Below are 24,748 nucleotides of genomic sequence, written 5' to 3'. Positions count from 1 at the left end.
ACTGCACGCCCTGCCGTTTTACAGCCTTCACGTTGTTGACGGCCTGTTTTCCCTCTTCGCGACAAAGCGATCAAAATCACAAATTTGAAAACTGATTTTTTTAGATCTTGTATGAATCGATGAAACTCATCATGATTTTGTGGAACCGGTTTCCTACATATGCACGACGCCACGCAGCTTTACGGCGCGGTGAAAAGCCAGTACCCCATTGATAAACAGGATAAAATCCGATGTCTAAAAATTATGCAGCCCTGGCACAGCAGATCGTCTCGGCGATTGGCGGCGTTGAAAACGTCACCGCCGTCACCCACTGCATGACCCGCCTTCGTTTCGTGGTCAAAGACAACGAGCAGGTGGATAGCGCGACCCTAAAAGGGCTGAAAGGCGTACTTGGCGTCGTGCGGAGCGATAACCAGTGCCAGGTGATCGTCGGCAATACCGTCTCCCAGGCCTACCGCGAAGTCGTTGGCCTGCTGCCGGGCGATATGCGCCCGGCGGAGCCAGTGGGCAAACCGCCGCTGACCTTCAGGCGAGTTGGCGCCGGGATCCTCGATGCGCTGATCGGCACCATGTCGCCGCTGATCCCGGCGATTATCGGCGGATCGATGGTCAAGCTGCTGGCGATGATCCTCGAGATGAGCGGCGTCCTGGCGAAAGGCGCGCCGACGCTCACCATTCTGACAACGATCGGCGACGGCGCATTCTTCTTCCTGCCGCTGATGGTCGCCGCCTCTGCGGCGGTAAAATTCAAAACCAATATGTCGCTGGCGATTGCCCTCGCCGGGGTGCTGGTGCATCCGAGCTTTATTGAGCTAATGGCAAAAGCCGCTCAGGGCGAGCACGTCGAGTTCGCCTTTATTCCGGTCACCGCGGTGAAATATACCTACACCGTGATCCCGGCGCTGGTGATGACCTGGTGCCTCTCTTATATCGAGCGCTGGGTCGACAGAATCACTCCGGCGGTGACGAAAAACTTCCTCAAGCCGATGCTGATCGTGCTGATCGCCGCGCCGCTGGCCATTCTGCTGATCGGCCCGCTCGGGATCTGGATCGGTAGCGCCATCTCGACGCTGGTGTACACCATTCATCACTATCTGGGCTGGCTGTCGGTGGCGATTATGGGCGCCCTGTGGCCGCTGCTGGTGATGACCGGGATGCACCGCGTCTTTACGCCGACGATCATTCAGACCATTGCCGAAACCGGCAAAGAGGGCATGGTGATGCCGTCGGAAATCGGCGCCAACCTGTCGCTGGGCGGCTCTTCGCTGGCGGTGGCGTGGAAAACGAAAAACCCGGAGCTGCGCCAGACGGCGCTGGCGGCGGCGGCGTCGGCTATTCTCGCCGGGATCTCCGAACCGGCGCTGTACGGGGTTGCGATACGGCTCAAGCGCCCGCTGATCGCCAGCCTGATCAGCGGCTTTATCTGCGGCGCGGTAGCCGGCATCGCCGGGCTTGCCAGCCATTCAATGGCGGCGCCGGGCCTGTTTACCAGCGTCCAGTTCTTCGATCCGGCGAATCCAATGACTCTCGTCTGGGTCTTCGGCGTGATGGCGCTGGCGGTGGTGCTGTCGTTTGTTCTGACCCTGCTGCTCGGCTTTGAGGATATCCCGGTGGAAGATGCCGCCGCCGATGCCCGACAGCGCCAGGCGACGGCCGAAGCATCGCACGCCTGAACATAATTTTTGACACAGAGGTAACGCATGGCGACTTTTCCACACGGATTTTTATGGGGCGGCGCACTGGCCGCCAACCAGGCTGAAGGGGCATATCTGGAGGGCGGCAAAGGGCTGACTACCGTCGATACCCTTCCCCACGGGGCCAGGCGCCTGCCGGTTAAGCTGGGGCTGGAGAAGCGCTTTCAGCTGCGTGACGATGAGTTCTACCCAAGCCATGAAGCGATAGACTTTTATCATCGCTATAAAGAAGACATCGCCCTGATGGCGGAGATGGGCTTTAGCGTATTTCGCACTTCCATCGCCTGGAGCCGCCTGTTCCCGAACGGCGACGAGCAGGAGCCGAATGCGCAGGGGATCGCCTTCTACCGTTCGCTGTTTGAAGAGTGTAAAAAACACAATATCGAGCCGCTGGTGACCCTGTGCCACTTCGACGTGCCGATGCATCTGGTGACCGAATACGGCTCCTGGCGCAATCGCAAAATGGTGGGATTCTTTACCCACTACGCCCGCACCTGCTTTGAAGCCTTTGACGGGCTGGTGAAATACTGGCTGACCTTTAACGAAATCAACATCATGCTCCATAGTCCCTACTCCGGCGCCGGCCTGGCGTTCGAAGAGGGCGAGAATCAGGAGCAGGTGAAGTACCAGGCCGCGCACCATGAGCTGATTGCCAGCGCCCAGGTGACCAAAATCGCCCACGAGGTGAACGCGCAAAATCAGGTTGGCTGTATGCTGGCGGGCGGCAACTTCTATCCCTGGTCCTGCAAGCCGGAAGATGTGTGGATGGCGCTGGAAAAAGATCGCGAAAACCTGCTCTTTATCGACGTGCAGGCGCGCGGCGCCTGGCCGGTATGGGCGGCGCGGGTGCTCCGCGAGAAGGGCGTGACGATTGTCAAACAGCCGGGCGACGACGAGATCCTGCGCAACACCGTCGATTTTGTCTCCTTCAGCTACTACGCCTCGCGCTGCGCCTCGGCGGAGATGAACGCCAACAATACCAACGCGGCCAATATTGTGAAGTCGTTAAAAAATCCGCATATTCAGGCCAGCGAATGGGGCTGGGGAATCGACCCCCTCGGCCTGCGCATCACCATGAATATGATGTATGACCGCTACCAGAAGCCGCTGTTCCTCGTGGAAAACGGCCTCGGGGCGCGGGACGAAATCGACGCCAACGGCGAGATTAACGACGACTATCGCATCAGCTATCTGCGCGAGCACATCAAAGCGATGGGCGACGCTATCGAAGACGGTATTCCGGTGATGGGCTATACCAGCTGGGGCTGCATTGACCTGGTGGCCGCCTCCACCGGCGAGATGAGCAAACGCTACGGCTTCGTCTACGTTGACCGCGATGACGCCGGCAACGGCACTCTCGACCGTAAGCGCAAGAAGTCGTTCTGGTGGTATAAAAAGGTCATTGCCAGCAACGGCGAAGACCTGGCGTAGCGGCAATCCCCCGGATAGCGGCGCTGACGCCTCTCCGGGGAAACCTCACTCCGCCACCGCTTCCAGCGGAGCAAACCCGCCGAGGCCCTGCCAGCCGTTCAGCCGCCGGTAAACCTCGGCCACCGCGTCTTTAATCGGCTGGGTCATCGGATAGTAGAAGCCGACGATATCCGGCTGAATGCCTAAGAAAATCACCTCGCCGACGTCCTCTTTCAGCTGATCGATCAGATAGTTGAGCGGCATATTGTGGGTGGTCATCATAAACATTTCGGCGATATCGTCAGGATCGACGATGCGGATCGCGCCGGGACTGAGCCCCATGTCGGTCGCGTCGACGATCAGCAGGCGATCGGGGCGCAGCTCGCGGATCGCGACGATGTCGTTTTCCGGGGCGCTGCCGCCGTCAATGACCACCCAGCGGCCCGTCGGGTTTGCCGCGCACGTTTCCGCCAGCAGCGGACCCGCGCCGTCGTCGCCCATCATGCTGTTGCCCACGCAGAGTAAAACGTCAGTCACGGAGTCTCCTCACCATCAGATAGATGGCGCTTTCCTGGTGAATATCATGCAGCATGCTGAGCATCAGCCTGCTCCACGCCTGCTGCTGCGGCGTCTGCGCAACCTGCGCGTTATCAAAGGCGTTGGCCAGCATCGTCACGTGATTGCTGTCGATAACGATTTCGCCATATTTCGGCACGCCTTCCATTTTACGCCGGGCGGTGCTGCCCGCTTCAAGGGTCGCAATCCACGCCAGGTACTGGTCCCACGGACAGCTCAGCGCCGTTTCCAGACAGTCGATAACCCCAAGATGGTGACCAATCGCCAGGCTGTAATAGACAACCTGCTGCGCCTGGTCAGGCGTGGCGTCGTTCTCATCAATAAATTTACGGCTCAGCTGGCTGAACACCACCGTTTCACTCATCGGATGCGCGCCTCCTCAACCACCTGATTGAGATGGGTAACGATCTCGGTCAGACGCGGATCTTTTTCCGCCTCCAGCCAGCGCACGACCTGGCTGTCGCCCTGGCCGAGCAGGCGCATATAGTCATCGGCAATCTGCCGACCGTAGCGATAGCCCGCCAGGCGGCGCGCTTCGCGGTCGATGCGCACCCGCAGCGGCTGGACCATATTCGGATGCAGAATTTCCGCCGCCTTGTCATCCTGCTCGCCCGGCAGACGGGCGTGAATTTTCTGCTCCAGCAGGCCCAGCGCCATCGCAAAACCGTACAGCGTCGCCGCCGGCGTCGGCGGGCAGCCGGGAATATAGACATCGACCGGCACAATTTTATCGGTGCCGCCCCATACGCAGTACAGATCGTGGAAGATACCGCCGCTGTTGCCGCAGGCGCCGTAGGAGATACAGATTTTCGGGTCCGGCGCGGAGTGCCAGGCGCGCAGCGCCGGTGAGCGCATGGCGCGGGTCACCGCCCCGGTGAACAGCAGGATATCGGCATGACGCGGAGACGGAACGACCTTTATTCCAAAGCGTTCGGCGTCAAACAGCGGCGAAAGCGTGGCGAAAATCTCAATCTCGCAGCCGTTGCAGCCGCCGCAGTCCACGCGATACACGTAGGCGGAACGCTTAATATTCTTCAGCAGCGATGCCTTCATGCTGGCGATAGACTCGTCTACCGTCATCGGCACAGGAATACCGTTTTCATCGCGCGGGCCCAGTAAATTACTCATCAGCTGGCCTCTCTCATATGGCGAGTCAGTTCAATACGATCGGACGGCACCAGGCACTTCTGGCGCTTGCACTCGGGGCAGGTTTCGAAGCTTTCGCGGCGCATCCCGGCGCGGGTATCGCCGTTGTGCTCCAGCAGCGCGATGGCGTAATCGATCTCTTTCTGCACGGCGAAGGGACGCGCGCACGTCCGGCAGTGGCACATATCAAAGCGCGACTGCTGGAGGAAATCCTCTTTCTTCCACACCGCCAGCTCGTACTCCTGCGAGAGCTTAATCGCCGCCGTCGGGCACACCTCTTCGCAGCGGCCGCAAAAGATGCAGCGCCCGAGGTTGAACTGCCACGCCAGCTGGTTAGCGGCGAGGTCGGTCTCCACCGTCAGGGCATTCGACGGGCAGGCGTTAACGCAGGCCGCGCAGCCGATGCACTGCTGGGGAGTGTGTTCCGGCTTGCCGCGGAAGTTTTTATCCACCGGCATCGGCTCCAGCGGATAGGCGTGCGTCGCGGTGCCGGTATTAATAACTTTTTTAATAAAGGTAAACATGGCGGCTCCTTATTTCAGCGGCGAGTTTTTACGCTCGATGCTGTAGCGCTCCAGCTCTTTGTACGGCACCACTTTGCTTTTCTTCTTCCGCACGTCGACCACGGTCATTCGGTCGGTACAGGAGTAGCAGGGATCGAGGCTGCCGATAATCAGCGGCGCATCGGAAACGGTATTGCCGCGCAGCATATAGCGCAGGGTCGGCCAGTTGGCGTAGGTCGCCGCCCGGCAGCGCCAGCGGTAGAGCTTCTGATTGTCGCCGGTCATGCTCCAGTGGATATCATCCCCGCGCGGCGCTTCCGAGAAGCCCAGCGCAAAACGATGAGGAATATAGGTGAAGCCATCCACCATCAGCGGGCCGCCCGGCAGATTGTCGAGGCCGAAGTCGATCATATTTAGCGCGGTGTAGACCTCGTTGATGCGCACCTTCAGGCGCGAAATCACGTCGCAGCCCTGCTCGCTGTGCACTTCCATCGGCAGCAGGCCGTAGCCGACAAACGGATGGTCGGCGCGGGTATCGCGCGCGTGGCCGCTGGCGCGCACCATCGGGCCAACGTTGCTGAAGTCGCGGGCGATTTGCGGATCGAGACGGCCAATGCCGACGGTACGCTGCGCCATGTTCGGCGTGCTGAGCAGCATCTCCACCAGCTCCTGCACGTCGCGGCGCATCTGCTGCGCCAGCTGGCGGGTCTGGATCATATCCTCTTTCAGCAGGTCGCGACGGATGCCGCCAATCAGGTTCAGGCCGTAGGTTTTACGCGCCCCGGTGAGGATCTCCGCCATCTTCATCGACGTCTCGCGCACGCGGAAGAACTGCATGAAGCCGGAGTCAAAGCCGGTAAAGTGGCAGGCGAGGCCGAGGTTGAGCAGATGCGAATGCAGACGCTCCACCTCCAGCAGAATGGCGCGGATCATCTGCGCGCGTTCCGGCACCACGATGCCCATCGCGTTTTCTACGGAGGTGGTATAGGCGGTGCTGTGGGCAAAGCCGCAGATGCCGCACACCCGATCGGAGAGGAAGGTCACTTCGTTGTAGCCCATCCGGGTTTCCGCCAGTTTCTCCATCCCGCGATGGACGTAGAACAGACGGTAGTCGGCGTCGATAATATTCTCCCCGTCAACGAACAGGCGGAAATGGCCGGGTTCATCGGAGGTGACGTGCAGCGGGCCAATCGGCACCACGTTGTTTTTCTTACTGCCCAGCTCGTTAATGAACTCGTAGGTTTCCGCATCGGTGGTCGGCGCCGGACGCTGACGGTAATCCATGCTGTCTTTGCGCAGCGGATAGAGTTCGTCCGGCCAGTCGTCCGGCAGCACCAGACGGCGCTCATCCGGCAGGCCAACCGGCAGCAGGCCGTACATATCGCGCACTTCGCGCTCGCCCCATACCGCAGCGGGCACCCGCGGCGTCACCGACGGATATTCCGGCTTATTGGCGTCCACTTCCACGCGCACGGTTATCCAGCACTTCGTCCCCTGCTCCATCGACAGCACGTAGTAAACGGCATAGTGGCCGTTGAGCTTGCGTTCGTCGTTACCGAACAGCACCGACAGCCAGCCGCCCTGCTGGTAGTAGAGAAACTCCACCACTTCCGGGAGATAGTTGATCTTCACCGTGACGGTGAGCTGATCGTTGGTCTGCCAGGCCTCGTCCAGCACCACGCCCGGGAAGGTCTGATGCAGCGCGGCGAGATAGCGTTGACCCGGTTTTTCTTCGTTCATATATAAAACTCTCTTAAATCACGCCGCCAGCAAGGAGACGAAGGCTAAAAAGGCAAAGCCAAAACCGGCCCAGGTAACGCGGGACGTGGCACAAAAGCGCAGGCGCGCCATGCTGTTTTCAAACAGGGCAATAATCAGGACGCCGGCCACCAGCTTGACGACGGCGACCACCAGCGCCAGCAGCAGCCCACCGACGCTAAAGCTGGTCATCTGCCCCCACGGCATAAATACGCCGACAAACATCTGCAGGACCACCAGCTGCTTGAGGCTAATCCCCCACTTCAGCACCGCGAAACCGCTGCCGCTGTATTCGGTCAGCGGCCCTTCCTGCAGCTCCTGCTCCGCCTCGGCGAGGTCGAACGGCAGCTTGCCCATTTCGATAAAGGTGGCAAAAGCGCAGGCGGCCAGCGCGAGGATCAGCGGAATGCTGCGCGCGGCGGGCCAGTGGTAGATGGTGTCGGTGATGCTGCTGATATGGGTCGAGCCGGCAACCTGCGCCGCCACCCACAGTCCCAGCAGCAGAATCGGCTCCACCAGCACGCCGAGCATCGCTTCGCGGCTGGCGCCGATGGCGGTAAACGGGCTGCCGGTATCCAGACCGGCGATCGCAAAGAAGAAGCGGGCGATGGCGAAGAGATAGATCAGCGTAATCAGGTCGCCCAGCCCCGCCATCGGGGAGTCAACGGTAACCACCGGCAGCGCGGTGGCGATGGTCAGCATCACGCCGACCATCACGTACGGCATCAGGCGGAATACCCAGCCGGAGGCATCCGGACCGATGCTCTGGCGCCCCAGCAGCTTGATAATGTCCTGATACTCCTGCAGCACGCCCGGCCCGCGGCGGTTATGCAGACGGGCGCGGGCGACGCGGGTGATACCGGACAGCAGCGGCGCGGCGGCAAACAGCGCCAGCGCCTGCAACAATGCAACGAATACGCTCATTCTCAGGCTCCTCGTGAAATGACAATAACGACCAGCACCGCCAGCTCAATCAGTGCAACGCTGCGCAGCAGCGCGGGCGCGGAGCCGTTCTGCCAGCCGGGGATCAGGCGTACCGGGTTCAGCCAGTGGCGCAGCTTGAGCAGCGGAGCAAAGGCCTCTTTGACCGGCATCGCGAAGCCGTGGGCGGTCACTACCATCGATTTTTCATGGTCGTAGCCGCAGACCCAGGCCGCGCCGCGGGAGCGCGCGGGCAGGCGGTCGCCTTTGTAGAAAATCATCAGCAGCAGCGGCAGCAGCGGACAGGCGATCAGCAGAATGGCAATCAGCGGCTGCGACACCACGCTCGATACCTGAGCCTGGGCCGGGACCACGCCGCTCACCAGCGGCAGAAGCCACGGCGCTGCCACGCCGCCAATCACGCAGCAGAACGCGGAAAACACCACGCTGAAGGTCATCAGCCACGGGGCGCTGGTGGCGTTTTCCGCCTGCTGGCTCCGCGGCGCGCCGAGGAAGGTGACGCCGTAGACTTTAGCCATGCACATCACCGCCAGGGCGCCGGTAATCGCCAGGCCTACCGCCAGCAGCGGCCCGAGCAGGCGGCCGATAAACGCCTCGCCTGTGCTGAGCCTAAAGAACGACTGATAGATAACCCACTCGCCGGCAAAGCCGTTCAGCGGCGGCAGCGCCGCCATAGCCATCAGGCCAACCAGCATAGAGAGCGAAATCAGCGGCATTCTTTTGCCGATACCGCCCAGCTTTTCGATATCGCGATGGCCGGTGCGGAACCACACCGCCCCGGCGCCAAGGAACAGCGTGGTTTTAAACAGACTGTGGTTGATCAGGTGATACATCCCGCCGATAAATCCCAGCACCATCAGGCTGGCGTTATCGAGGGCTACGCCGGTGACAAACGCGCCGAGGCCCAGCAGGATGATGCCGATATTTTCCAGAGTGTGGTACGCCAGCAGGCGCTGGATATTGTGCTCCATCAGCGCGTAGAGCCCGCCGATAAACGCGGTGATCATCCCCAGCACCAGCAGCAGTACGCCCCACCACAGCGGCGGGACGCCGCCGGCAAGGGAGACCGTCAGGACGCCGAACAGGCCAACCTTCATCACCACCGTAGAGAACAGCGCGGCGGCCGGCGCGCCGGCGCCGGCATGGGCCTGCGGCGCCCAGCCGTGCAGCGGAATAATCCCCGCCAGCAGCGCAAAACCGACCAGCGCCGGGAGCCACAGCAGCATCTGCTGCGGGGCTCCGGCGGCCAGCAGGCTAATCTGCGTCAGATCGAGCGTGCCGTAAAACGACCACACCAGCCAGCAGCTCCACGCCAGCAGCAGCGTGCCGAAGCGGCCCAGCGCAAACCACAGCTTGCCGGACTGGGCGTAGCCGGTAAGGAAGGCTCCGCACAGGGCCATAATTTCCGCCATCACCACCAGACTGCCAAAGCTGGTCGTCACGACGGCGCAGGTGGCGGCCGCCAGCAGCAGGTTGACCAGCAGGCCGTTAGCTTTTACCTGCGGATGGCGGTGCCAGGAGATATTAAATAGCGAAATCGGTAATGCCGAGAGGCCGATGGCCAGCAGCCACAGGGCGTTAACCCCGCTAACCCGCACGGGCAGCGAGATCATCTGCAGCACGCCGGTGCTCACCCTACCCGGCATCAGCAGCGTCGCCATCCCGGCGACGATCAGCATCGCGCTGGCAACCGCCCCGCCGATCCCGGCGATCGCGCCGCTTAGCGGTTTTCTCAGGCTAAAGAGCAGCGCCAGCACGGCGCTGACGGCGTACCAAACCACCGCCTGATTGACTAAAGAGATAATGTTCACTTCACGCCCCCTTGTTGCGCCTGAAACAGCGACAAATCGCCGAGGTCGGTGTTAAAAGTCAGCTCGCGCTTACGCCTGCTGGCCAGGGCGATGTCGCGGATATCAACCAGCAGCAGCGCTTTTGTCGGGCAGGTACGCACGCAGGCAGGTCCCTGCTCATCGAAATGGCACAGATCGCATTTCACCGCGATGGCGCGTACGCCCGGTACCCAGTCGAGCAGCGAACTGACGCGGGCGGGCGCGGGCGGCGCGGCGGGCGCCATCGGCGTATTCGCATTTGCCGGAATATCCAACGGCCGGCTGCCGGAAAATTCGATCGCGCCAAACGGGCAGGCGATGCCGCACAGCTTGCAGCTTACGCACAGGCTTTCGTTTAGCTGGACCGCGCCGTCGATGCGGTTAATCGCGTTAACCGGGCATACTGCGGCGCAGGGGGCGTCTTCGCAGTGGTGGCACATCTGCGGCGCGGATTCTTTTTCATTACGCATGACCTGCAGTCGCGGCATCGCCTGCAGGCCCTGCTGGCGATGCGTCTCAGCGCATGCGGCTTCGCAGGTGCGGCAGCCGATACAGACGGTGGAGTCAGCAATTACAAAACGGTTCACCGGGTCTTCCTCGGGTGAAAGTCATTTTTGACGAAATCAGGTGGTGCAGATGTCATTTTCGACACCCGTCGACACCTTGCGCTTAGTCGTCCAGCTGCAGATGGCTTAAATCCACCGGCTGGTCCTGTTCCATGGCGTCGTACAGGCGGTCGTATACGGTCGCCACGATCGCCAGATAATGCTCCAGCACCTGCTCGCGGGAGCGGTTGCTGATGCGCCCGTCGATGGTGCCGTCAGAAGCCAACGTAGCCTGCGCGATCAAGCGCTTATCTTCGCCATTTTTGCTTTGTACGTAGTATTCGATGGTGTGGTTGTTAAAGCCTTCCGCCAGCGCGACAAAAACCTGAAAGTGGCCGAACAGCACGAAGCACAGCTCTTTGTCCGGCGCGCAGCTCATCGCATGATGCAGGCGCGCCTTCGACAAGGTGATGCCCTGAACCAACGAGTTGCAGTAGGTATGCCACTGCTCCTGATGCTGGCGGTGACGATCGGCGATGTAGTCCGCCTTTTCACTTATTTCCCAAATAGTCATCTCGGATCTCCCGGTTGCATGAGATGCACTGCACTAGCATTTTCTATGCCAAATTTTATCTTATTGATATTTATTGAAATTAATAAAGGCCGGGGCCTTCAGCGACATGTCGACGACGTCATCAGGCCATCGTCATCGACAGTTTCTCCGACAGTACCGATGCCCTGGCATCGTTATTGCATATATGGCCCATTGCGGCGATGTGGAGGCCACCATGCACGAAATCACGCTTAGCCAGCGGGCGTTGGAAATTATTGAACAGCAGGCGCAGCAGGCCGGCGCGCGTCGGGTCACCGGCGTGTGGCTCAAGGTCGGGGCCTTTTCCTGCGTGGAGGCCAGCGCGCTGACCTTCTGCTTTGAACTGGTGTGCCGCGGCACGCTGGCCGAAGGCTGCGAGCTGCATATCGCCGAACAGCAGGCCGAATGCTGGTGTGAGTCCTGCCAGCAGTACGTGCGCCTGATCTCTCAGCACGTGCGGCGCTGCCCGCAGTGCCAGAGCGACAGGCTGCAGATCGTGGCGGACGATGGCTTACAGATTCAGAGAATAGAAGTGATCCCCGCATAGTGCGCCTGGGATCGCGGCGGCAGGCGCGCGAGCGCCGCCAGCAGAGAAACAACGCGCAGTATGACGGGATAGACCAGGAGTAAAATTATGTGTACCACCTGCGGCTGTGGAGAAGGCAACCTTTATATAGAAGGTGACGAACGTAACCCCCACTCGGCGTTTCGCAGCGCCCCCTTCGCGCCGGCTACGCGCCGGCCGATGACCATTACCGGCGTCAAAACCGACGGCTTTATCCCCAGCCGCTCCGCTGAGGGCGACCTGCACTACGGCCACGGCGAGGCGGGTACCCATGCGCCGGGCATTAGCCAGCGTAAAATGCTGGACGTTGAAATTGACGTGCTGGAGAAGAACAACCGTCTGGCCGCCCGCAACCGCGCCCGCTTTGCGGCCAAAGGCCAGCTGGTGCTGAACCTGGTCTCCAGCCCCGGGTCCGGCAAAACCACCCTGCTGACCGAAACCCTGCTGCGCCTGAAGGCGAAAACCGCCTGCGCGGTGATTGAAGGCGACCAGCAAACGGTCAACGATGCGGCGCGCATCCGCGCCACCGGCACGCCGGCCATTCAGGTCAACACCGGCAAGGGCTGTCACCTCGACGCGCAGATGATCGCCGAGGCCGCCCCACGCCTGGAACTTGCCGATAGCGGCATCCTGTTTATTGAAAACGTCGGCAACCTGGTATGCCCGGCGGGCTTCGATCTCGGCGAGCGGCACAAGGTCGCGGTCCTGTCGGTGACCGAAGGTGAAGACAAGCCCCTGAAGTACCCGCATATGTTCGCCGCCGCCAGCCTGATGCTGCTGAACAAAATCGATCTCCTGCCGTACCTCAATTTTGACGTTGAGCAGTGCCTCGCCTGCGCGCGGGAGGTAAACCCTGATATTGAAATCATCCTGCTTTCCGCCACCAGCGGAGAGGGCATGGAGCAGTGGCTTAACTGGCTGGAGGCGCAGCAATGTGCATAGGCGTCCCGGGACAAATTTGCGCCATTGAAGGCCATCAGGCCAGGGTCGAGATCTGCGGCATCCAGCGCGAGGTCGACTTAACGCTGGTGGGCGCCGTCGATGAGCAGGGCCGGCCGCGGCTCGGCCAGTGGGTGCTGGTGCACGTCGGCTTCGCCATGAGCATCATTAATGAAGCCGAAGCCCGCGATACCCTCGCGGCGCTGCAAAATATGTTTGAGGTCGAGCCGGACGTCGGCGCCCTGCTGTTCGGCGAGGAGCGATAATGCGTTTCGTTGATGAATACCGCGCGCCGGAGCAGGTGCTGCAGCTGGTGGATCGCCTGCGGGAGCGCGCTCGCCTGCTGCCGCATACCGCCGCCCGTCCGCTGCGGATTATGGAGGTTTGCGGCGGCCACACCCACGCCATCTTTAAATTCGGCCTCGACCAGCTGCTGCCGGAAAATATTGAATTTATCCACGGCCCCGGGTGCCCGGTCTGCGTCCTGCCGATGGGCCGCATTGACGCCTGCATTGAAATTGCCGGCCGCCCGGGCGTCATTTTCTGCACCTTCGGCGATGCGATGCGCGTACCGGGGAAAAACGGCTCCTTGCTGCAGGCAAAATCGCGCGGAGCCGACGTGCACATCGTCTATTCGCCGGTCGATGCCCTGAAGCTGGCGCAGCAAAACCCCGACCGCGAGGTGGTGTTCTTCGGGCTGGGCTTTGAAACGACCATGCCCGCCACCGCGCTGACCCTACGCCAGGCGCGCGACCGCGGCGTCGATAACTTCTTCTTTTTCTGCCAGCACATTACCCTGCTCCCGACCCTGCGCAGCCTGCTCGATACTCCGGACAACGGTATCGACGCCTTCCTCGCCCCGGGTCACGTCAGCATGGTCATTGGTACCGAAGCCTACGGGTTTATCGCCAGCGACTACCGCCGGCCTTTAGTGGTTGCTGGATTCGAACCTCTTGATCTACTGCAAGGCACGGTGATGCTGGTTGAGCAGACAATAGCGCGGTGCAGCCGGGTCGAGAACCAGTATCGTCGCGTGGTACCCGATGCAGGTAATCCGCTGGCGCAGCAGGCGATTGCCGACGTGTTCTGTCTCTCCGGCGACAGCGAATGGCGCGGGCTTGGGGTCATCAGCGATTCCGGCGTAGGGCTGACGCCTGAATATCAGCGTTTCGACGCCGAAGCCCATTTTCGCCCGGCGCCCCAGCGCGTTTGTGACGACCCGCGAGCCCGCTGCGGCGAGGTGCTGACCGGCCGCTGCAAACCGCATCAGTGCCCGTTATTCGGGCAGGTCTGTAATCCGCAAAGCGCGTTCGGCGCGCTGATGGTCTCATCAGAAGGCGCCTGCGCCGCCTGGTATCAATATCGCAGTCAGGAAAACGAAGCATGAAAAGCATCCAGTTAGCCCACGGTAGCGGCGGTCAGGCGATGCAGCAGCTGATCGCCTCCCTGTTTATGCAGGCCTTCGCCAATCCGTGGCTGGCGGAGCAGGAGGATCAGGCGCGGCTTGACCTGGCGCAGCTTGCCGCCCAGGGGGATCGCCTCGCCTTCTCCACCGACGGCTACGTTATCGATCCGCTGTTTTTTCCCGGCGGCGATATCGGCAAGCTGGCGGTATGCGGCACCGCTAACGACGTGGCGGTAAGCGGCGCCCTGCCGCGCTACCTCTCCTGCGGTTTTATCCTCGAAGAGGGGCTGGAGATAGCCACCCTTGAGAAGGTGGTGAACAGCATGGCGCAGATCGCTCAGGCGGCGGATATCGCTATCGTCACCGGTGATACCAAAGTCGTGCCGCGCGGGGCGGCGGATAAGCTGTTTATCAATACCGCCGGGATTGGCGCGATTCCTCCCGAGATCCGCTGGGGAGCACGGCAGATTACGCCCGGCGACGTGCTGCTGGTCAGCGGCACGCTGGGAGATCACGGAGCCACCATTCTGAATTTGCGCGAAGGGCTCGGGCTGGACGGCGCGCTCTCCAGCGACTGTGCGGTATTAACGCCGCTGATTCAGACGCTGCGCGACCTTCCCGGCGTGAAAGCGCTGCGCGATGCCACCCGCGGCGGCGTTAACGCGGTGGCCCATGAATTTGCCGCGGCCAGCGGCTGCGGGATTGAGCTGCACGAACGAGAGCTGCCGGTCAACGATACCGTACGCGGCGTTTGCGAACTGCTTGGGCTCGATGCCCTCAACTTTGCCAATGAAGGCAAGCTGGTTATCGCCGTCGCTCGCGATGCGGCGGAAGCGGCGCTGACCCGGCTGCGGGCGCACCCGCTCGGCCGCCGCGCGGCGATAGTCGGCGAAGTGGTTGAGCGCAGCGGCGTGCGGTCCGTCGGCCTGTACGGCGTGAAACGCACCCTCGATCTTCCTCACGCCGAGCCGCTGCCGCGAATTTGCTAGTCGCCTCTGGCCTCCGGGGTAGCGTTGCGGCGGAAAGCGCCCGGCTGGCGGAAAAAATGTTTTATTAACATACTATTACATCCTAAATAATTCGAGTTGCAGGAAGGCGGCAAGCGAGGGGATCCCGATGAGCTTACTCAGGTAAGTGATTCGGGTGACTGAACGCAACCCACGCAAATGCAACTTGAAGTATGACGGGTATATTTATGTCATCACTTTCTTATGCGCTGCTTTGTCGGCGCTTTTTGGACGTAAGCAATGTCGTATACACCGTTGGGCGATTTCGGGCAGCAGGGTCTGTTCGACATCACCCGTGTTTTATTACAGCAGCCCGATCTGGCCGCGCTGAGCGAAACGCTGACGCGTCTGGTCCGGCAATCTGCGCTGGCGGATCGCGCCGCTATTATTCTCTGGAACGCCGGCAACCACCGCGCGGCAAGATACGCCTGCGACGAAGCGGGCCTGCCGGTGAGCTACGAAGATGAGACCGTGCTGGCGCACGGGCCGGTGCGGCGCCTGCTTTCGCACCCCGACGCGCTGCACTGCGATCGCGCCACCTTTGTCGAAGCCTGGCCGCTGCTGGCCGATAGCGGCCTGTACCCGTCGTTCGGCCATTACTGCCTGCTGCCGCTGGCGGCAGAGGGCCGCATCTTCGGCGGCTGCGAATTTATCCGCAACGATGCGCGTCCGTGGACGGAAAAAGAGTATCAGCGCCTGCATACCTTCACGCAGATCGTCGCCGTGGTCACCGAGCAGATCCAGAGCCGGGTCAGCAATAACGTTGATTACGATCTGCTGTGCCACGAGCGCGATAACTTCCGCATTCTGGTTGCCATCACCAACGCCGTGCTCTCCCGGCTGGATATCGATGAGCTGGTCAGCGAGGTCGCCAAAGAGATCCACCGCTATTTCCGCATCGACGCCATTAGCGTGGTGCTGCGCAGCGGCCGCAAAGGCAAGCTGAATATCTACTCGACCCACTACCTCGACGCCAGCCATCCGGTGCACGACCAAAGCGAGGTCAACGAGGCCGGAACGCTGACCGAGCGGGTGTTTAAAAGCAAAGAGATGCTGCTGCTCAATTTGCACGAACACGACTCCCTGGCGCCGTACGAAAAAATGCTCTTCGAGATGTGGGGTAACCAGATTCAGACCCTGTGCCTGCTGCCGCTGATGTCCGGCAATACCCTGCTTGGGGTCCTGAAGCTGGCGCAGTGCGATGAGAAGGTCTTCACCACCACCAACCTCAAGCTGCTGCGCCAGATTGCCGAGCGCGTATCGATCGCCGTCGATAACGCGCTGGCGTATCGCGAGATCCAGCGTCTGAAAGAGCGGCTGGTTGATGAGAACCTCGCGCTGACCGAGCAGTTGAACAACGTCGAGAGCGAGTTTGGCGAGATAATTGGCCGCAGCGAAGCGATGCACAGCGTGCTCAAGCAGGTCGAAATGGTGGCGCACAGCGACAGCACCGTGCTGATCCTCGGCGAAACCGGCACCGGTAAAGAGCTGATTGCCCGCGCGATCCATAACCTCAGCGGCCGCAACGCCCGGCGAATGGTGAAAATGAACTGCGCGGCGATGCCCGCCGGGCTGCTGGAAAGCGACCTCTTCGGCCACGAGCGCGGAGCCTTTACCGGCGCCAGCGCCCAGCGTATCGGTCGTTTTGAGCTGGCGGACAAAAGCTCGCTGTTTCTCGATGAGGTCGGCGATATGCCGGTTGAGCTCCAGCCGAAGCTGCTGCGCGTGCTGCAGGAGCAGGAGTTTGAGCGCCTCGGTAGCAATAAGCTGATCCGCACCGACGTGCGGCTGATCGCCGCGACCAACCGCGATCTCAAGCAGATGGTCGCCGATCGCGAGTTCCGCAGCGATCTCTACTACCGGCTCAACGTTTTCCCGATCCATATCCCGCCGCTGCGCGAACGTCCGGATGATATTCCGCTGCTGGTCAAAGCCTTCACCTTTAAAATTGCCCGCCGTCTTGGGCGCAATATCGACAGCATTCCGGCTGAAACCCTGCGCACCCTAAGCCGCATGGAGTGGCCGGGCAACGTCCGCGAGCTGGAAAACGTTATTGAGCGCGCGGTGCTGCTGACCCGCGGCAGCGTGCTGCAGCTATCCATGCCCGAGCTGAACTGCGATCCGGAACCGATGGCGGCAGAAATTCTGCCGCAGGAGGGCGAAGACGAGTATCAGCTTATCGTCCGCGTGCTGAAAGAGAGCAACGGCGTGGTTGCCGGCCCCAAAGGCGCCGCCCAGCGTCTGGGCCTAAAGCGCACGACCCTGCTGTCGCGGATGAAAAGATTGGGTATTACAAAAGATGAGCTAGTATAGGTCCGACACGCACTCAACCAGGTACAAGGAGATTCTATGGCGGTATCAGCACGTAATCAGCTCACCGGCACGGTCAGCGCGGTAGCCACGGGCGCAGTTAACGATGAGGTTGAATTAACCCTCGCGGGCGGCGCAAAGCTGGTGGCAATTGTCACCCACAGCAGCAAGGAAGCGCTGGGCCTGGTCGCAGGAAAAGAGGCCATTGCGCTGATTAAAGCGCCGTGGGTCACCCTCGCGACCGAGGATTGCGGCCTGAAGTTCTCCGCACGCAACCAGTTTGCCGGCAGCGTGACCCGCGTAACGGAAGGCGCGGTCAACGACACCGTACATATTAAAACCGATGCCGATTTTGAGATTGTCGCTGTCGTCACCAACGAAAGCCAGCAGGAAATGAAGCTCGCGCAGGGCAGCCGCGTGATTGCGCTGATCAAAGCATCGGCGATCCTCCTCGCAACCCGCGCCTGAGTCAGACTCAAAGCGCCGCTTCACTCTACGTTGCGTGAAGCGGCGTTATTCATTAAGAACGCCCGCTAATCGGCGGCGCTGCACCGATCTATCCTTCCCACGCTCATTATTACCCTACCATTTAAATAATAATCATTTTCATTTAGCAATAGCTTGTGCTATATAACATAGCACAGGCTATAAATGATGATTAATTAATCGCAACGTTGTGAGGGAACCTATGCTGCACCTGCCACCGCTGAAACACCTGATGTTTGCCGCTACTCTGGCGATCCTCGCCGTCGCCCCCGCGCAGGCGAAAGATAAATTTAAGGTCATCACCACCTTTACGGTGATCGCCGATATGGCGCAGAACGTGGCCGGCGATGCCGCCGAGGTGAGTTCAATTACCAAACCGGGGGCCGAAATCCATGAGTATCAGCCCACGCCCGGTGATATCAAGCGCGCCCAGGGAGCGCAGCTCATTCTCGCCAACGGTCTGAATCTCGAACTGTGGTTCGCCCGCTTCTACCAGCATTTAAACGGCGTGCCGGAAGTGGTGGTCAGCAACGGCATTCAGCCGATGGGCATCAGCGACGGCCCCTATAACGGCAAGCCCAACCCGCATGCGTGGATGTCGGCGGACAACGCCTTAATCTACGTCGATAACATCCGCGACGCGCTGGTGAAATACGATCCGGACAACGCCAACGTCTATCGCCGCAACGCCGAGGCCTACAAGGAAAAAATCCGCCAGACCATGGCGCCGCTGAAAGCGCAGCTGGCGAAACTGCCGGAAGATAAGCGCTGGCTGGTCACCAGCGAAGGCGCTTTCTCCTACCTCGCCCGCGATAACGGCCTGCAGGAGCGCTATTTATGGCCGATTAACGCCGACCAGCAGGGCACGCCGCAGCAGGTGCGTAAAACCATCGACACCATGAAAAAAGAGCATATCCCGACCATCTTCAGCGAAAGCACCATCTCCGATAAGCCAGCGCGCCAGGTCGCGCGCGAAGCCGGCGCCCACTACGGCGGCGTGCTCTACGTTGACTCCCTGAGCACCGCCGACGGCCCGGTACCTACCTATCTCGATCTGCTGCGGGTGACCACGCAAACCATCGTCCAGGGCATCAACGACGGCCTGAGGAAACAGCCATGAGCGCAGGGACGGCGGGGCTGGTCATCGATCGGGTCAGCGTAACCTACCGCAACGGCCATACCGCGCTGCGGGATGCCTCCTTCAGCGTCCCGCAGGGTTCGATTGCCGCGCTGGTTGGGGTGAACGGCTCGGGGAAATCGACCCTGTTTAAAGCGCTGATGGGCTTCGTGCGCCTGGCGCGCGGCGATATTGCGATTCTCGGCCGGCCGGTCAACCAGGCGCTGCGGCAAAATCTGGTGGCCTACGTCCCACAGTCCGAAGAGGTCGACTGGTCGTTCCCGGTGCTGGTGGAGGACGTAGTGATGATGGGACGCTACGGCCATATGGGCTGGCTGCGGCGGGCAAAGGCTCGCGATCGCGAGATCGTTGACGCGGCGCTGGCTCGCGTAGGGATGAGCGAATACCGCCAGCGGCAGATCGGCGAACTCTCCGGCGGCCAGAAAAAGCGTGTGTTCCTTGCCAGAGCCATCGCCCAGCAGGGCAAGGTGATCCTGCTGGATGAACCCTTTACCGGCGTCGACGTGCAGACCGAAGCGCGGATCATCGCCCTGCTGCGGGAGCTGCGCGATGAAGGCTGCACCATGCTGCTCTCAACCCACAATCTCGGTTCGGTCAGCGAGTTTTGCGACTACACCGTGATGGTCAAAGGCACCGTTCTCGCGAGTGGCCCAACCGAGACCACCTTTACCGCCGAGAATCTGGAGCTTGCCTTTAGCGGCGTGCTGCGCCACGTGGTGCTGAAAGGCGGCGAGGATCGCATCATTACCGACGATGAACGGCCGTTTATCAGCCGCCGGGCGACGGGAGGCGAAGGATGAACTGGCTGATCGAGCCGTTTGGCTATCAGTATATGCTGAACGCGATGTGGGTCTCCGCGCTGGTCGGCGGCGTGTGCGCATTTCTCTCGTGCTACCTGATGCTTAAAGGATGGTCGCTGATTGGCGATGCCCTTTCCCACTCGATCGTCCCCGGCGTGGCGGGAGCCTATATGCTCGGCCTGCCCTTTGCGCTGGGCGCCTTTCTCTCCGGCGGGCTGGCGGCGGGCAGCATGCTGTTTCTCAACCAGCGCTCAAAGCTCAAGGAAGATGCCATTATCGGGCTGATTTTCTCCTCCTTCTTCGGTATCGGGCTGTTTATGGTGTCGCTCAACCCGACCTCGGTAAATATTCAGACCATTATCCTTGGCAATATTCTGGCGATTGCCCCGGAGGATATTATCCAGCTGGCGGCGATTGGCTTTATTTCGATAGTCATCCTGCTGCTGAAATGGAAAGATCTGATGGTGACCTTTTTCGATGAAAGCCACGCTCGCTCCATCGGCCTGAACACCACCGGACTCAAGCTGCTGTTCTTCACCCTGCTGGCGGCCTGTACCGTTGCGGCGCTGCAAACCGTGGGCGCGTTTCTGGTGATTTGCCTGGTGGTCACCCCCGGCGCCACCGCCTGGCTACTCACCGACCGCTTTCCGCGCCTGCTGGCGATTGCCGTCGCCATCGGCAGCCTGACCAGCTTCTTCGGCGCCTGGCTGAGCTACTATCTGGACGGCGCCACCGGCGGCATTATCGTGGTGGCCCAAACGCTGCTGTTTCTGGCGGCATTTATCTTCGCGCCAAAGCACGGCCTGCTTGCCAGCCGCCGTCGCGCCAGGGAGGCCTCATGCTGACCGCTCTGCTCGAACCGTTCCAGTTCTCTTTTATGATTAACGCCATGCTGGTGGCGGCTATCGTTGCCGTCCCCTGCGCCCTGCTGTCGGTGTTTTTGGTGCTTAAAGGCTGGGCGCTGATGGGCGATGCCATGAGCCACGCGGTGTTTCCGGGGGTGGTGGTGGCGTACATCGTCGGCATTCCATTCGCCATCGGCGCCTTTATTGCCGGGCTGTTCTGCGCCATTGCCACCGGCTATCTTGATGACAATAGCCGCATCAAGCGCGACACGATCATGGGGATCGTCTTTTCCGGCATGTTTGGCGCAGGGCTGGTGCTATACGTCGCCATTCAGTCCGAGATTCATCTCGACCATATTCTGTTCGGCGATATGCTGGGCATCTCCGCGAGCGATATCGCGCAAACGTCGCTGATCGCGCTGGCTATTGCGCTGATTATTGGGCTGAAGTGGCGCGATTTTCTGCTGCACGCCTTCGACCCGCATCAGGCCAAGGCCAGCGGTTTACGCTGCGGGCTGCTGCACTACGGGCTGCTGTGTATGATTGCGCTGACTATCGTCGCGACGCTGAAAGCGGTGGGGATTATTTTGTCGATTTCGCTGCTGATAGCGCCGGGCGCTATCGCGCTGCTGCTGACGCGGCGCTTTATCAGCGCGCTGCTGCTGGCGGTGGCGCTCGCCGTGAGCTGTTCGCTGGGCGGCGTCTGGCTGTCGTTTTATCTCGATAGCGCCCCGGCGCCCACCATCGTGGTGCTGTTCACCGCGCTGTTCATCATTACGTTCGTTTATACTTCGATGCGCGATAGCCAGACGCAGGCCGACTCCGCAGAGGTCGAGGGCCGCGGCTAGCGCCAGGGCCCGGAAAGGTGCCGGCTATTTTTTTGGCCGGTATTTTTCCGGCAGCTCGGGTACCGGGCGCCGGTCATCAATCAGATGACGAATGGTTAATATCGGGTGGCGCCAGAGCATTCGCGGCCCCGCCCAGCGCATGATCTGCTTCATCTCTTCGCGTTTTGCCGGCTGATAGCAGTGCACCGGGCACTGCTTGCAGGCCGGCTTTTCTTCACCAAACACGCATTTATCCAGCCGCTTGTCGGCATAGGCATTGAGCGCCTGATAGTGCTCCGCGTCGCCTGTAGCCTCCGGGCAGCGGCGCCGATAGAGCGAAATCATCCTGCTGATGGTCTCTTTTTCGCGATCGATACGTTTACCCGCCATAGCCTGCCCCCGGCAACAAAGATGCACCTATAATACACCTTAAGGCGGCGCGGTGCAGCCGGTTACTCCCTGAGGATTAGGCCGGCTTATCCACGTGCCCCAGCGGTTTTTCCGGGAAGCAGACATCGCGTACCCGACGCTTGAGCTCCGCCGCATCGGGGAAACCGTCGTCCTGTTTGCGATCCCAGATTTGCACATCGTCTACGCTGATGGTGAATATTCCCCCGGTTCCCGGCACCAGCGTTACCGAGCCGATATCGGTGCTGAAGGTGTGCAGCAGCTCCTGCGCCATCCAGCTGGCGCGCAGCATCCAGTTACATTGGGAGCAGTAGGTGATGGTAATGGCGCGCTTAGTCATTGTTATCCTCAATAGTTCCTACCTGAATGATCAGGTTAGTTAATCGTTAAGCCGAATTGTAAGCAACTTTATGAATAAAATGTGGAGATATAATGAATTAGTTGCAAATGGAAATACTTATCATTAGTATTCGCAAAATTACAGGGAATGAATTCGCCAGCGCAGGGAAATAACGGGGTGAATCGACAAATCTGGAAGTAACGCGTGAGCCGATACTAATAATTATCAAGGCGTGGCTACTATGTACAAATCCACTCAATCAACAGCATGGTTTAAAAAAAGCCTGCTGGTGACTTCTTTGCTCGCAGCAATTTATCAGACCTCCGCCGGGGCGGCTGACAGCACCAATAAAAATCTCACCAGCGATGCATCATCCGATGATAGTTCGGAGCTGATGACCGTGACCGCACCCGCGCCCGAGCTGAAGGCAGGCAGCGAACACACCATTAGCGCTCAGGATCTGCAGGATAAAGGCGCGAAAGATTTTGGCTCCATCATGCGCTATGAGCCGCTGATTGGCGCCACCGGCGCCAGCGGCGGTTCGGGCAACGGTAAAAGCGGCTTCGACCGCGGCGGCTACACCGGCTACAACATTCGCGGCATGGAGAGCAACCGCGTCGGGATCGACGTCGACGGCATCGCCCAGCCAAACGCCACCGGACGCAGCTACGTCAGCCGAGCGGGCCTCAACACCTTCGGCATCGGCCGCGACTACATTGACCCGTACATGTACGGTAGCATCAATATTCAGTCCGGCGCCACCTCCAGCGAAACGGCCAACAGCTCCATCGGCGGTAACGTCTCTTTCCGTCCGAAATCTGCCGATGACTATCTGCACTCGGGTAAAACCAGCGCCTTTGGCTACCGCAGCGGCTACGACTCCGCCGACCGCAGCTGGCACAACGGCGTCACCATCGCCGGCGGCGATGAGACCCTGCGCGGGATCTTCGTCTACAGCCGTCGCGACGGTCAGGAAACGGAAAATAACAGCGGGACGGTCGATTCATATCCGGCCAACTGGCACTCCGACGCCTTTATGACCTCCGGGATCTGGCAGCCAAATGAAGAGCACAAGCTGACCGGTACCTTCGATTACTACCATAAAACCAACCATACGCACTACGACACCTGGGACTCCAGCGGCGGCAGCGTTATCGGCACCGCCAACCAGACCAGCCAGACGCGTCGCTGGGGCCTGAGCCTGAAAGACGACTGGACGCCGATGAACGACTATATCGATAGCGTGTCGACTAAGGTCTACTACCAGCATACCGAGGCCCATGACTGGACCTATATGCCGGATAGCACCTCCCTGGCAATGGAGACCGTGAACTCGAACTTTGACACCGACACCTGGGGATTCCAGACCGCGCTGGCCAAATCCGTGGGCCGTCATGACCTGAGCGGCGGCCTCAACGCCAGCACCACCAAAACCCAGCGTCCGTTCAGCCAGTCGCCGGTACCGAGCGTCTACAGCGCGATCATGCAGCCGGAAGCGGATAGCCGCGGCTACATCATCGCCGGCTTCGTGCAGGATAAGATTAACTTCGATCTCGACAGCCATAACTTCGCCGTGATCCCGGGCATTCGCGTAGTGCATCAATCGACCAAGCCTGAGAACCTCTCGGATCTGACCACCAACAGCAGCGTGCTGACCGGCTCCGCCGTCTCGACGCTGTACGGTAAGAACTCCGATACCCAGGCGCTGCCGTCGCTGACCCTGCAGTACGATATGACTCCGCGCCTGATGACCTACCTGCAGTACCAGCGCGGCGCGCAGTTCCCGAACGCCAGCCAGCTGTACGGCTCATGGAACCTCGGCTCCAGCTATGCCGGACGGGCGCAGTACGCGCTGATCGGCAATACCGATCTGAAAACCGAAACCAGCGATAACTTCGAGTGGGGGATGAAGGGCGAGGTGACGGAAGGCATCACCATGCGTACCGCGCTGTTCTACAACAGCTATAAAAACTTTATCGCCTATAGCCGCTACACGCGCTCCGGCAACCCGGATCAATTCACCAACGTACCATCGAATATCTATACCATTTATCAGGCGGAAAACCGCGATAAGGCCTATATCTACGGCGGCGAAATCAGCGCCAAATTTAACTTTGGCACCTGGTTTGAAGAGGTTAACGGCCTGAGCGCCACCCTCGCCTACGGCTATAGCGAAGGGAAATCGAAGTCCAGCTATAACGGCGACAAGTACGTCGACCTCGATAGCGTCGCGCCAATGAAGGCTATCGTCGGCGTGGCCTGGGACGACCCGGCAAAAATGTACGGTACTGCGCTGACCGCGACCTTTGTTAAGGGCAAACGAGCCAGCACCACCAACCGCGAAAGCTATACCAACACCGGCTCGGCGATCACAGATTCCACCAGCGAATATATGCGCGTGCCTGGCTACGGCATGCTCGACTGGACCGCTTACTGGCAGGTGGCGAAGAACGTGCGCCTGAACGGCGGGGTTTACAACATTACCGATCGTAAATACTGGGATTACCTGAGTAGCCGTAATATCGAGACATCGACCAACCAGGATGCCAATGACAAAGCGCTGGCGACGATGCCTGGCCGTACCTGGCAGCTGGGCGTGAACGTCGATTTTTGATAGATCCAATAATAAGAAACCTGCCCCCGGCCATCGTGCCGGGGTTACTCATCGTAGAGAAGGATGTGA

The 24,748-nt window shown here is 60.3% G+C and carries 25 protein-coding genes; 14 read left to right on the top strand and 11 right to left on the bottom strand.

Going from position 1 to position 24,748, the window contains the following annotated elements; all coding sequences use genetic code 11:
- The first annotated feature begins 230 nt into the window (after window positions 1-230).
- Both ascF and QFI97_RS07040 read left to right on the top strand, forming a co-directional pair.
- Complete coding sequence (gene ascF, locus QFI97_RS07045) at window positions 231-1,673, top strand: PTS cellobiose/arbutin/salicin transporter subunit IIBC (protein ID WP_133600354.1); 1,443 nt, start codon at window positions 231-233, stop codon at window positions 1,671-1,673.
- 27 nt (window positions 1,674-1,700) lie between these two features.
- Window positions 1,701-3,125: a 6-phospho-beta-glucosidase gene (locus QFI97_RS07040; RefSeq protein WP_346430803.1), complete on the top strand. Its 1,425-nt coding sequence runs from the start codon at window positions 1,701-1,703 to the stop codon at window positions 3,123-3,125.
- 45 nt (window positions 3,126-3,170) lie between these two features.
- On the opposite strand, the gene hycI is transcribed toward QFI97_RS07040, so the two are convergent.
- From hycI to hycA, 9 genes are all read right to left on the bottom strand, one after another.
- A complete protein-coding gene (gene hycI / locus QFI97_RS07035) occupies window positions 3,171-3,641 on the bottom strand; it encodes a hydrogenase maturation peptidase HycI (protein ID WP_095098452.1) in 471 nt (156 codons plus the stop codon).
- Window positions 3,634-4,044 carry a formate hydrogenlyase maturation HycH family protein gene (locus tag QFI97_RS07030; RefSeq protein ID WP_133600356.1) on the bottom strand — a complete coding sequence of 137 codons (411 nt, stop codon included), beginning with the start codon at window positions 4,042-4,044 and terminating at the stop codon, window positions 3,634-3,636. The genes hycI and QFI97_RS07030 overlap by 8 nt, the downstream gene beginning before the upstream one ends.
- Window positions 4,041-4,808, bottom strand: coding sequence for an NADH-quinone oxidoreductase subunit B family protein (locus QFI97_RS07025; RefSeq protein WP_095098457.1), 768 nt, complete (start codon window positions 4,806-4,808; stop codon window positions 4,041-4,043). Before QFI97_RS07025 ends, QFI97_RS07030 begins: the two co-directional genes overlap by 4 nt.
- The gene (locus QFI97_RS07020) at window positions 4,808-5,350 is read right to left on the bottom strand and encodes a formate hydrogenlyase complex iron-sulfur subunit (RefSeq protein WP_095098463.1); all 543 of its coding nucleotides are present in this window, start codon (window positions 5,348-5,350) and stop codon (window positions 4,808-4,810) included. Before QFI97_RS07020 ends, QFI97_RS07025 begins: the two co-directional genes overlap by 1 nt.
- 9 nt (window positions 5,351-5,359) lie before the next feature.
- A complete protein-coding gene (gene hycE / locus QFI97_RS07015) occupies window positions 5,360-7,069 on the bottom strand; it encodes a formate hydrogenlyase subunit HycE (protein WP_133600358.1) in 1,710 nt (569 codons plus the stop codon).
- A gap of 18 nt (window positions 7,070-7,087) precedes the next feature.
- Complete coding sequence (locus QFI97_RS07010) at window positions 7,088-8,011, bottom strand: respiratory chain complex I subunit 1 family protein (RefSeq protein ID WP_346430802.1); 924 nt, start codon at window positions 8,009-8,011, stop codon at window positions 7,088-7,090.
- Between the two features lie 2 nt (window positions 8,012-8,013).
- Window positions 8,014-9,840 (bottom strand): formate hydrogenlyase subunit 3, encoded by a 1,827-nt coding sequence (hycC, locus tag QFI97_RS07005; protein WP_346430801.1) that lies wholly within the window; start codon window positions 9,838-9,840, stop codon window positions 8,014-8,016.
- Window positions 9,837-10,445 carry a 4Fe-4S dicluster domain-containing protein gene (locus QFI97_RS07000; protein WP_095098475.1) on the bottom strand — a complete coding sequence of 203 codons (609 nt, stop codon included), beginning with the start codon at window positions 10,443-10,445 and terminating at the stop codon, window positions 9,837-9,839. The genes hycC and QFI97_RS07000 overlap by 4 nt, the downstream gene beginning before the upstream one ends.
- Before the next feature lie 82 nt (window positions 10,446-10,527).
- Complete coding sequence (hycA, locus tag QFI97_RS06995) at window positions 10,528-10,977, bottom strand: formate hydrogenlyase regulator HycA (RefSeq protein WP_095098478.1); 450 nt, start codon at window positions 10,975-10,977, stop codon at window positions 10,528-10,530.
- Between the two features lie 214 nt (window positions 10,978-11,191).
- Here hycA and hypA point away from each other — a divergent pair, with 214 nt between their 5' ends.
- The 11 genes from hypA to sitD all read left to right on the top strand — a co-directional run bounded on the left by hypA (window position 11,192) and on the right by sitD (window position 21,338).
- On the top strand, window positions 11,192-11,542 hold the full coding sequence (gene hypA / locus QFI97_RS06990) for a hydrogenase maturation nickel metallochaperone HypA (protein WP_241722901.1): 351 nt from the start codon (window positions 11,192-11,194) through the stop codon (window positions 11,540-11,542).
- 87 nt (window positions 11,543-11,629) lie between these two features.
- Window positions 11,630-12,502: a hydrogenase nickel incorporation protein HypB gene (hypB, locus tag QFI97_RS06985; RefSeq protein WP_241722900.1), complete on the top strand. Its 873-nt coding sequence runs from the start codon at window positions 11,630-11,632 to the stop codon at window positions 12,500-12,502.
- Window positions 12,493-12,765, top strand: coding sequence for a HypC/HybG/HupF family hydrogenase formation chaperone (locus QFI97_RS06980; protein ID WP_346430800.1), 273 nt, complete (start codon window positions 12,493-12,495; stop codon window positions 12,763-12,765). The genes hypB and QFI97_RS06980 overlap by 10 nt, the downstream gene beginning before the upstream one ends.
- On the top strand, window positions 12,765-13,886 hold the full coding sequence (gene hypD / locus QFI97_RS06975; RefSeq protein ID WP_346430799.1) for a hydrogenase formation protein HypD: 1,122 nt from the start codon (window positions 12,765-12,767) through the stop codon (window positions 13,884-13,886). The genes QFI97_RS06980 and hypD overlap by 1 nt, the downstream gene beginning before the upstream one ends.
- Window positions 13,883-14,893 carry a hydrogenase expression/formation protein HypE gene (gene hypE, locus QFI97_RS06970; protein ID WP_346430798.1) on the top strand — a complete coding sequence of 337 codons (1,011 nt, stop codon included), beginning with the start codon at window positions 13,883-13,885 and terminating at the stop codon, window positions 14,891-14,893. The genes hypD and hypE overlap by 4 nt, the downstream gene beginning before the upstream one ends.
- A gap of 258 nt (window positions 14,894-15,151) precedes the next feature.
- Window positions 15,152-17,224, top strand: coding sequence for a formate hydrogenlyase transcriptional activator FlhA (gene flhA / locus QFI97_RS06965; protein WP_346430797.1), 2,073 nt, complete (start codon window positions 15,152-15,154; stop codon window positions 17,222-17,224).
- 36 nt (window positions 17,225-17,260) lie between these two features.
- On the top strand, window positions 17,261-17,689 hold the full coding sequence (locus QFI97_RS06960) for a TOBE domain-containing protein (RefSeq protein ID WP_346430796.1): 429 nt from the start codon (window positions 17,261-17,263) through the stop codon (window positions 17,687-17,689).
- A 220-nt stretch (window positions 17,690-17,909) separates the two neighbouring features.
- Entirely contained in the window at window positions 17,910-18,827 is a 918-nt protein-coding gene (locus QFI97_RS06955) for a metal ABC transporter substrate-binding protein (protein ID WP_346430795.1), read from the top strand.
- A complete protein-coding gene (locus QFI97_RS06950) occupies window positions 18,824-19,645 on the top strand; it encodes a manganese/iron ABC transporter ATP-binding protein (protein WP_346430794.1) in 822 nt (273 codons plus the stop codon). Before QFI97_RS06955 ends, QFI97_RS06950 begins: the two co-directional genes overlap by 4 nt.
- Complete coding sequence (gene sitC, locus QFI97_RS06945) at window positions 19,642-20,490, top strand: iron/manganese ABC transporter permease subunit SitC (protein WP_095098508.1); 849 nt, start codon at window positions 19,642-19,644, stop codon at window positions 20,488-20,490. The genes QFI97_RS06950 and sitC overlap by 4 nt, the downstream gene beginning before the upstream one ends.
- Window positions 20,484-21,338 carry an iron/manganese ABC transporter permease subunit SitD gene (sitD, locus tag QFI97_RS06940; RefSeq protein WP_095098510.1) on the top strand — a complete coding sequence of 285 codons (855 nt, stop codon included), beginning with the start codon at window positions 20,484-20,486 and terminating at the stop codon, window positions 21,336-21,338. Before sitC ends, sitD begins: the two co-directional genes overlap by 7 nt.
- Window positions 21,339-21,362: 24 nt before the next feature.
- Here the strand turns inward: sitD and QFI97_RS06935 are convergent, their stop codons facing one another.
- Window positions 21,363-21,707 carry a nitrous oxide-stimulated promoter family protein gene (locus QFI97_RS06935; protein WP_095098513.1) on the bottom strand — a complete coding sequence of 115 codons (345 nt, stop codon included), beginning with the start codon at window positions 21,705-21,707 and terminating at the stop codon, window positions 21,363-21,365.
- A 76-nt stretch (window positions 21,708-21,783) separates the two neighbouring features.
- On the bottom strand, window positions 21,784-22,065 hold the full coding sequence (locus QFI97_RS06930) for an Rdx family protein (RefSeq protein ID WP_095098516.1): 282 nt from the start codon (window positions 22,063-22,065) through the stop codon (window positions 21,784-21,786).
- Window positions 22,066-22,306: 241 nt separating this feature from the next.
- Between QFI97_RS06930 and QFI97_RS06925 the strand changes: the two genes are divergently transcribed.
- Window positions 22,307-24,679 carry a TonB-dependent receptor domain-containing protein gene (locus tag QFI97_RS06925; protein WP_346430793.1) on the top strand — a complete coding sequence of 791 codons (2,373 nt, stop codon included), beginning with the start codon at window positions 22,307-22,309 and terminating at the stop codon, window positions 24,677-24,679.
- Window positions 24,680-24,748 lie beyond the last annotated feature (69 nt).

This window comes from Klebsiella scottii, assembly GCF_036561945.1.
Taxonomy (GTDB): domain Bacteria; phylum Pseudomonadota; class Gammaproteobacteria; order Enterobacterales; family Enterobacteriaceae; genus Klebsiella; species Klebsiella scottii.
This window is presented reverse-complemented; position numbering and strand designations above follow the sequence as displayed.

What these genes read in the sequence shown, in the direction of transcription:
- QFI97_RS06955 (WP_346430795.1), top strand. Translation starts at nt 17,910, where the DNA reads ATGCTGCACCTGCCACCGCTGAAACACCTGATGTTTGCCGCTACTCTG.
- QFI97_RS07030 (WP_133600356.1), bottom strand. Translation starts at nt 4,044, where the DNA reads ATGAGTGAAACGGTGGTGTTCAGCCAGCTGAGCCGTAAATTTATTGAT.
- hycE (WP_133600358.1), bottom strand. Translation starts at nt 7,069, where the DNA reads ATGAACGAAGAAAAACCGGGTCAACGCTATCTCGCCGCGCTGCATCAG.
- QFI97_RS06950 (WP_346430794.1), top strand. Translation starts at nt 18,824, where the DNA reads ATGAGCGCAGGGACGGCGGGGCTGGTCATCGATCGGGTCAGCGTAACC.
- hypE (WP_346430798.1), top strand. Translation starts at nt 13,883, where the DNA reads ATGAAAAGCATCCAGTTAGCCCACGGTAGCGGCGGTCAGGCGATGCAG.
- QFI97_RS06935 (WP_095098513.1), bottom strand. Translation starts at nt 21,707, where the DNA reads ATGGCGGGTAAACGTATCGATCGCGAAAAAGAGACCATCAGCAGGATG.
- hycA (WP_095098478.1), bottom strand. Translation starts at nt 10,977, where the DNA reads ATGACTATTTGGGAAATAAGTGAAAAGGCGGACTACATCGCCGATCGT.
- sitC (WP_095098508.1), top strand. Translation starts at nt 19,642, where the DNA reads ATGAACTGGCTGATCGAGCCGTTTGGCTATCAGTATATGCTGAACGCG.
- hypA (WP_241722901.1), top strand. Translation starts at nt 11,192, where the DNA reads ATGCACGAAATCACGCTTAGCCAGCGGGCGTTGGAAATTATTGAACAG.
- flhA (WP_346430797.1), top strand. Translation starts at nt 15,152, where the DNA reads ATGTCGTATACACCGTTGGGCGATTTCGGGCAGCAGGGTCTGTTCGAC.
- sitD (WP_095098510.1), top strand. Translation starts at nt 20,484, where the DNA reads ATGCTGACCGCTCTGCTCGAACCGTTCCAGTTCTCTTTTATGATTAAC.
- QFI97_RS07040 (WP_346430803.1), top strand. Translation starts at nt 1,701, where the DNA reads ATGGCGACTTTTCCACACGGATTTTTATGGGGCGGCGCACTGGCCGCC.
- QFI97_RS07010 (WP_346430802.1), bottom strand. Translation starts at nt 8,011, where the DNA reads ATGAGCGTATTCGTTGCATTGTTGCAGGCGCTGGCGCTGTTTGCCGCC.
- QFI97_RS07025 (WP_095098457.1), bottom strand. Translation starts at nt 4,808, where the DNA reads ATGAGTAATTTACTGGGCCCGCGCGATGAAAACGGTATTCCTGTGCCG.
- QFI97_RS07020 (WP_095098463.1), bottom strand. Translation starts at nt 5,350, where the DNA reads ATGTTTACCTTTATTAAAAAAGTTATTAATACCGGCACCGCGACGCAC.
- QFI97_RS06960 (WP_346430796.1), top strand. Translation starts at nt 17,261, where the DNA reads ATGGCGGTATCAGCACGTAATCAGCTCACCGGCACGGTCAGCGCGGTA.
- QFI97_RS06930 (WP_095098516.1), bottom strand. Translation starts at nt 22,065, where the DNA reads ATGACTAAGCGCGCCATTACCATCACCTACTGCTCCCAATGTAACTGG.
- hypB (WP_241722900.1), top strand. Translation starts at nt 11,630, where the DNA reads ATGTGTACCACCTGCGGCTGTGGAGAAGGCAACCTTTATATAGAAGGT.
- hypD (WP_346430799.1), top strand. Translation starts at nt 12,765, where the DNA reads ATGCGTTTCGTTGATGAATACCGCGCGCCGGAGCAGGTGCTGCAGCTG.
- QFI97_RS06925 (WP_346430793.1), top strand. Translation starts at nt 22,307, where the DNA reads ATGTACAAATCCACTCAATCAACAGCATGGTTTAAAAAAAGCCTGCTG.
- ascF (WP_133600354.1), top strand. Translation starts at nt 231, where the DNA reads ATGTCTAAAAATTATGCAGCCCTGGCACAGCAGATCGTCTCGGCGATT.
- QFI97_RS06980 (WP_346430800.1), top strand. Translation starts at nt 12,493, where the DNA reads ATGTGCATAGGCGTCCCGGGACAAATTTGCGCCATTGAAGGCCATCAG.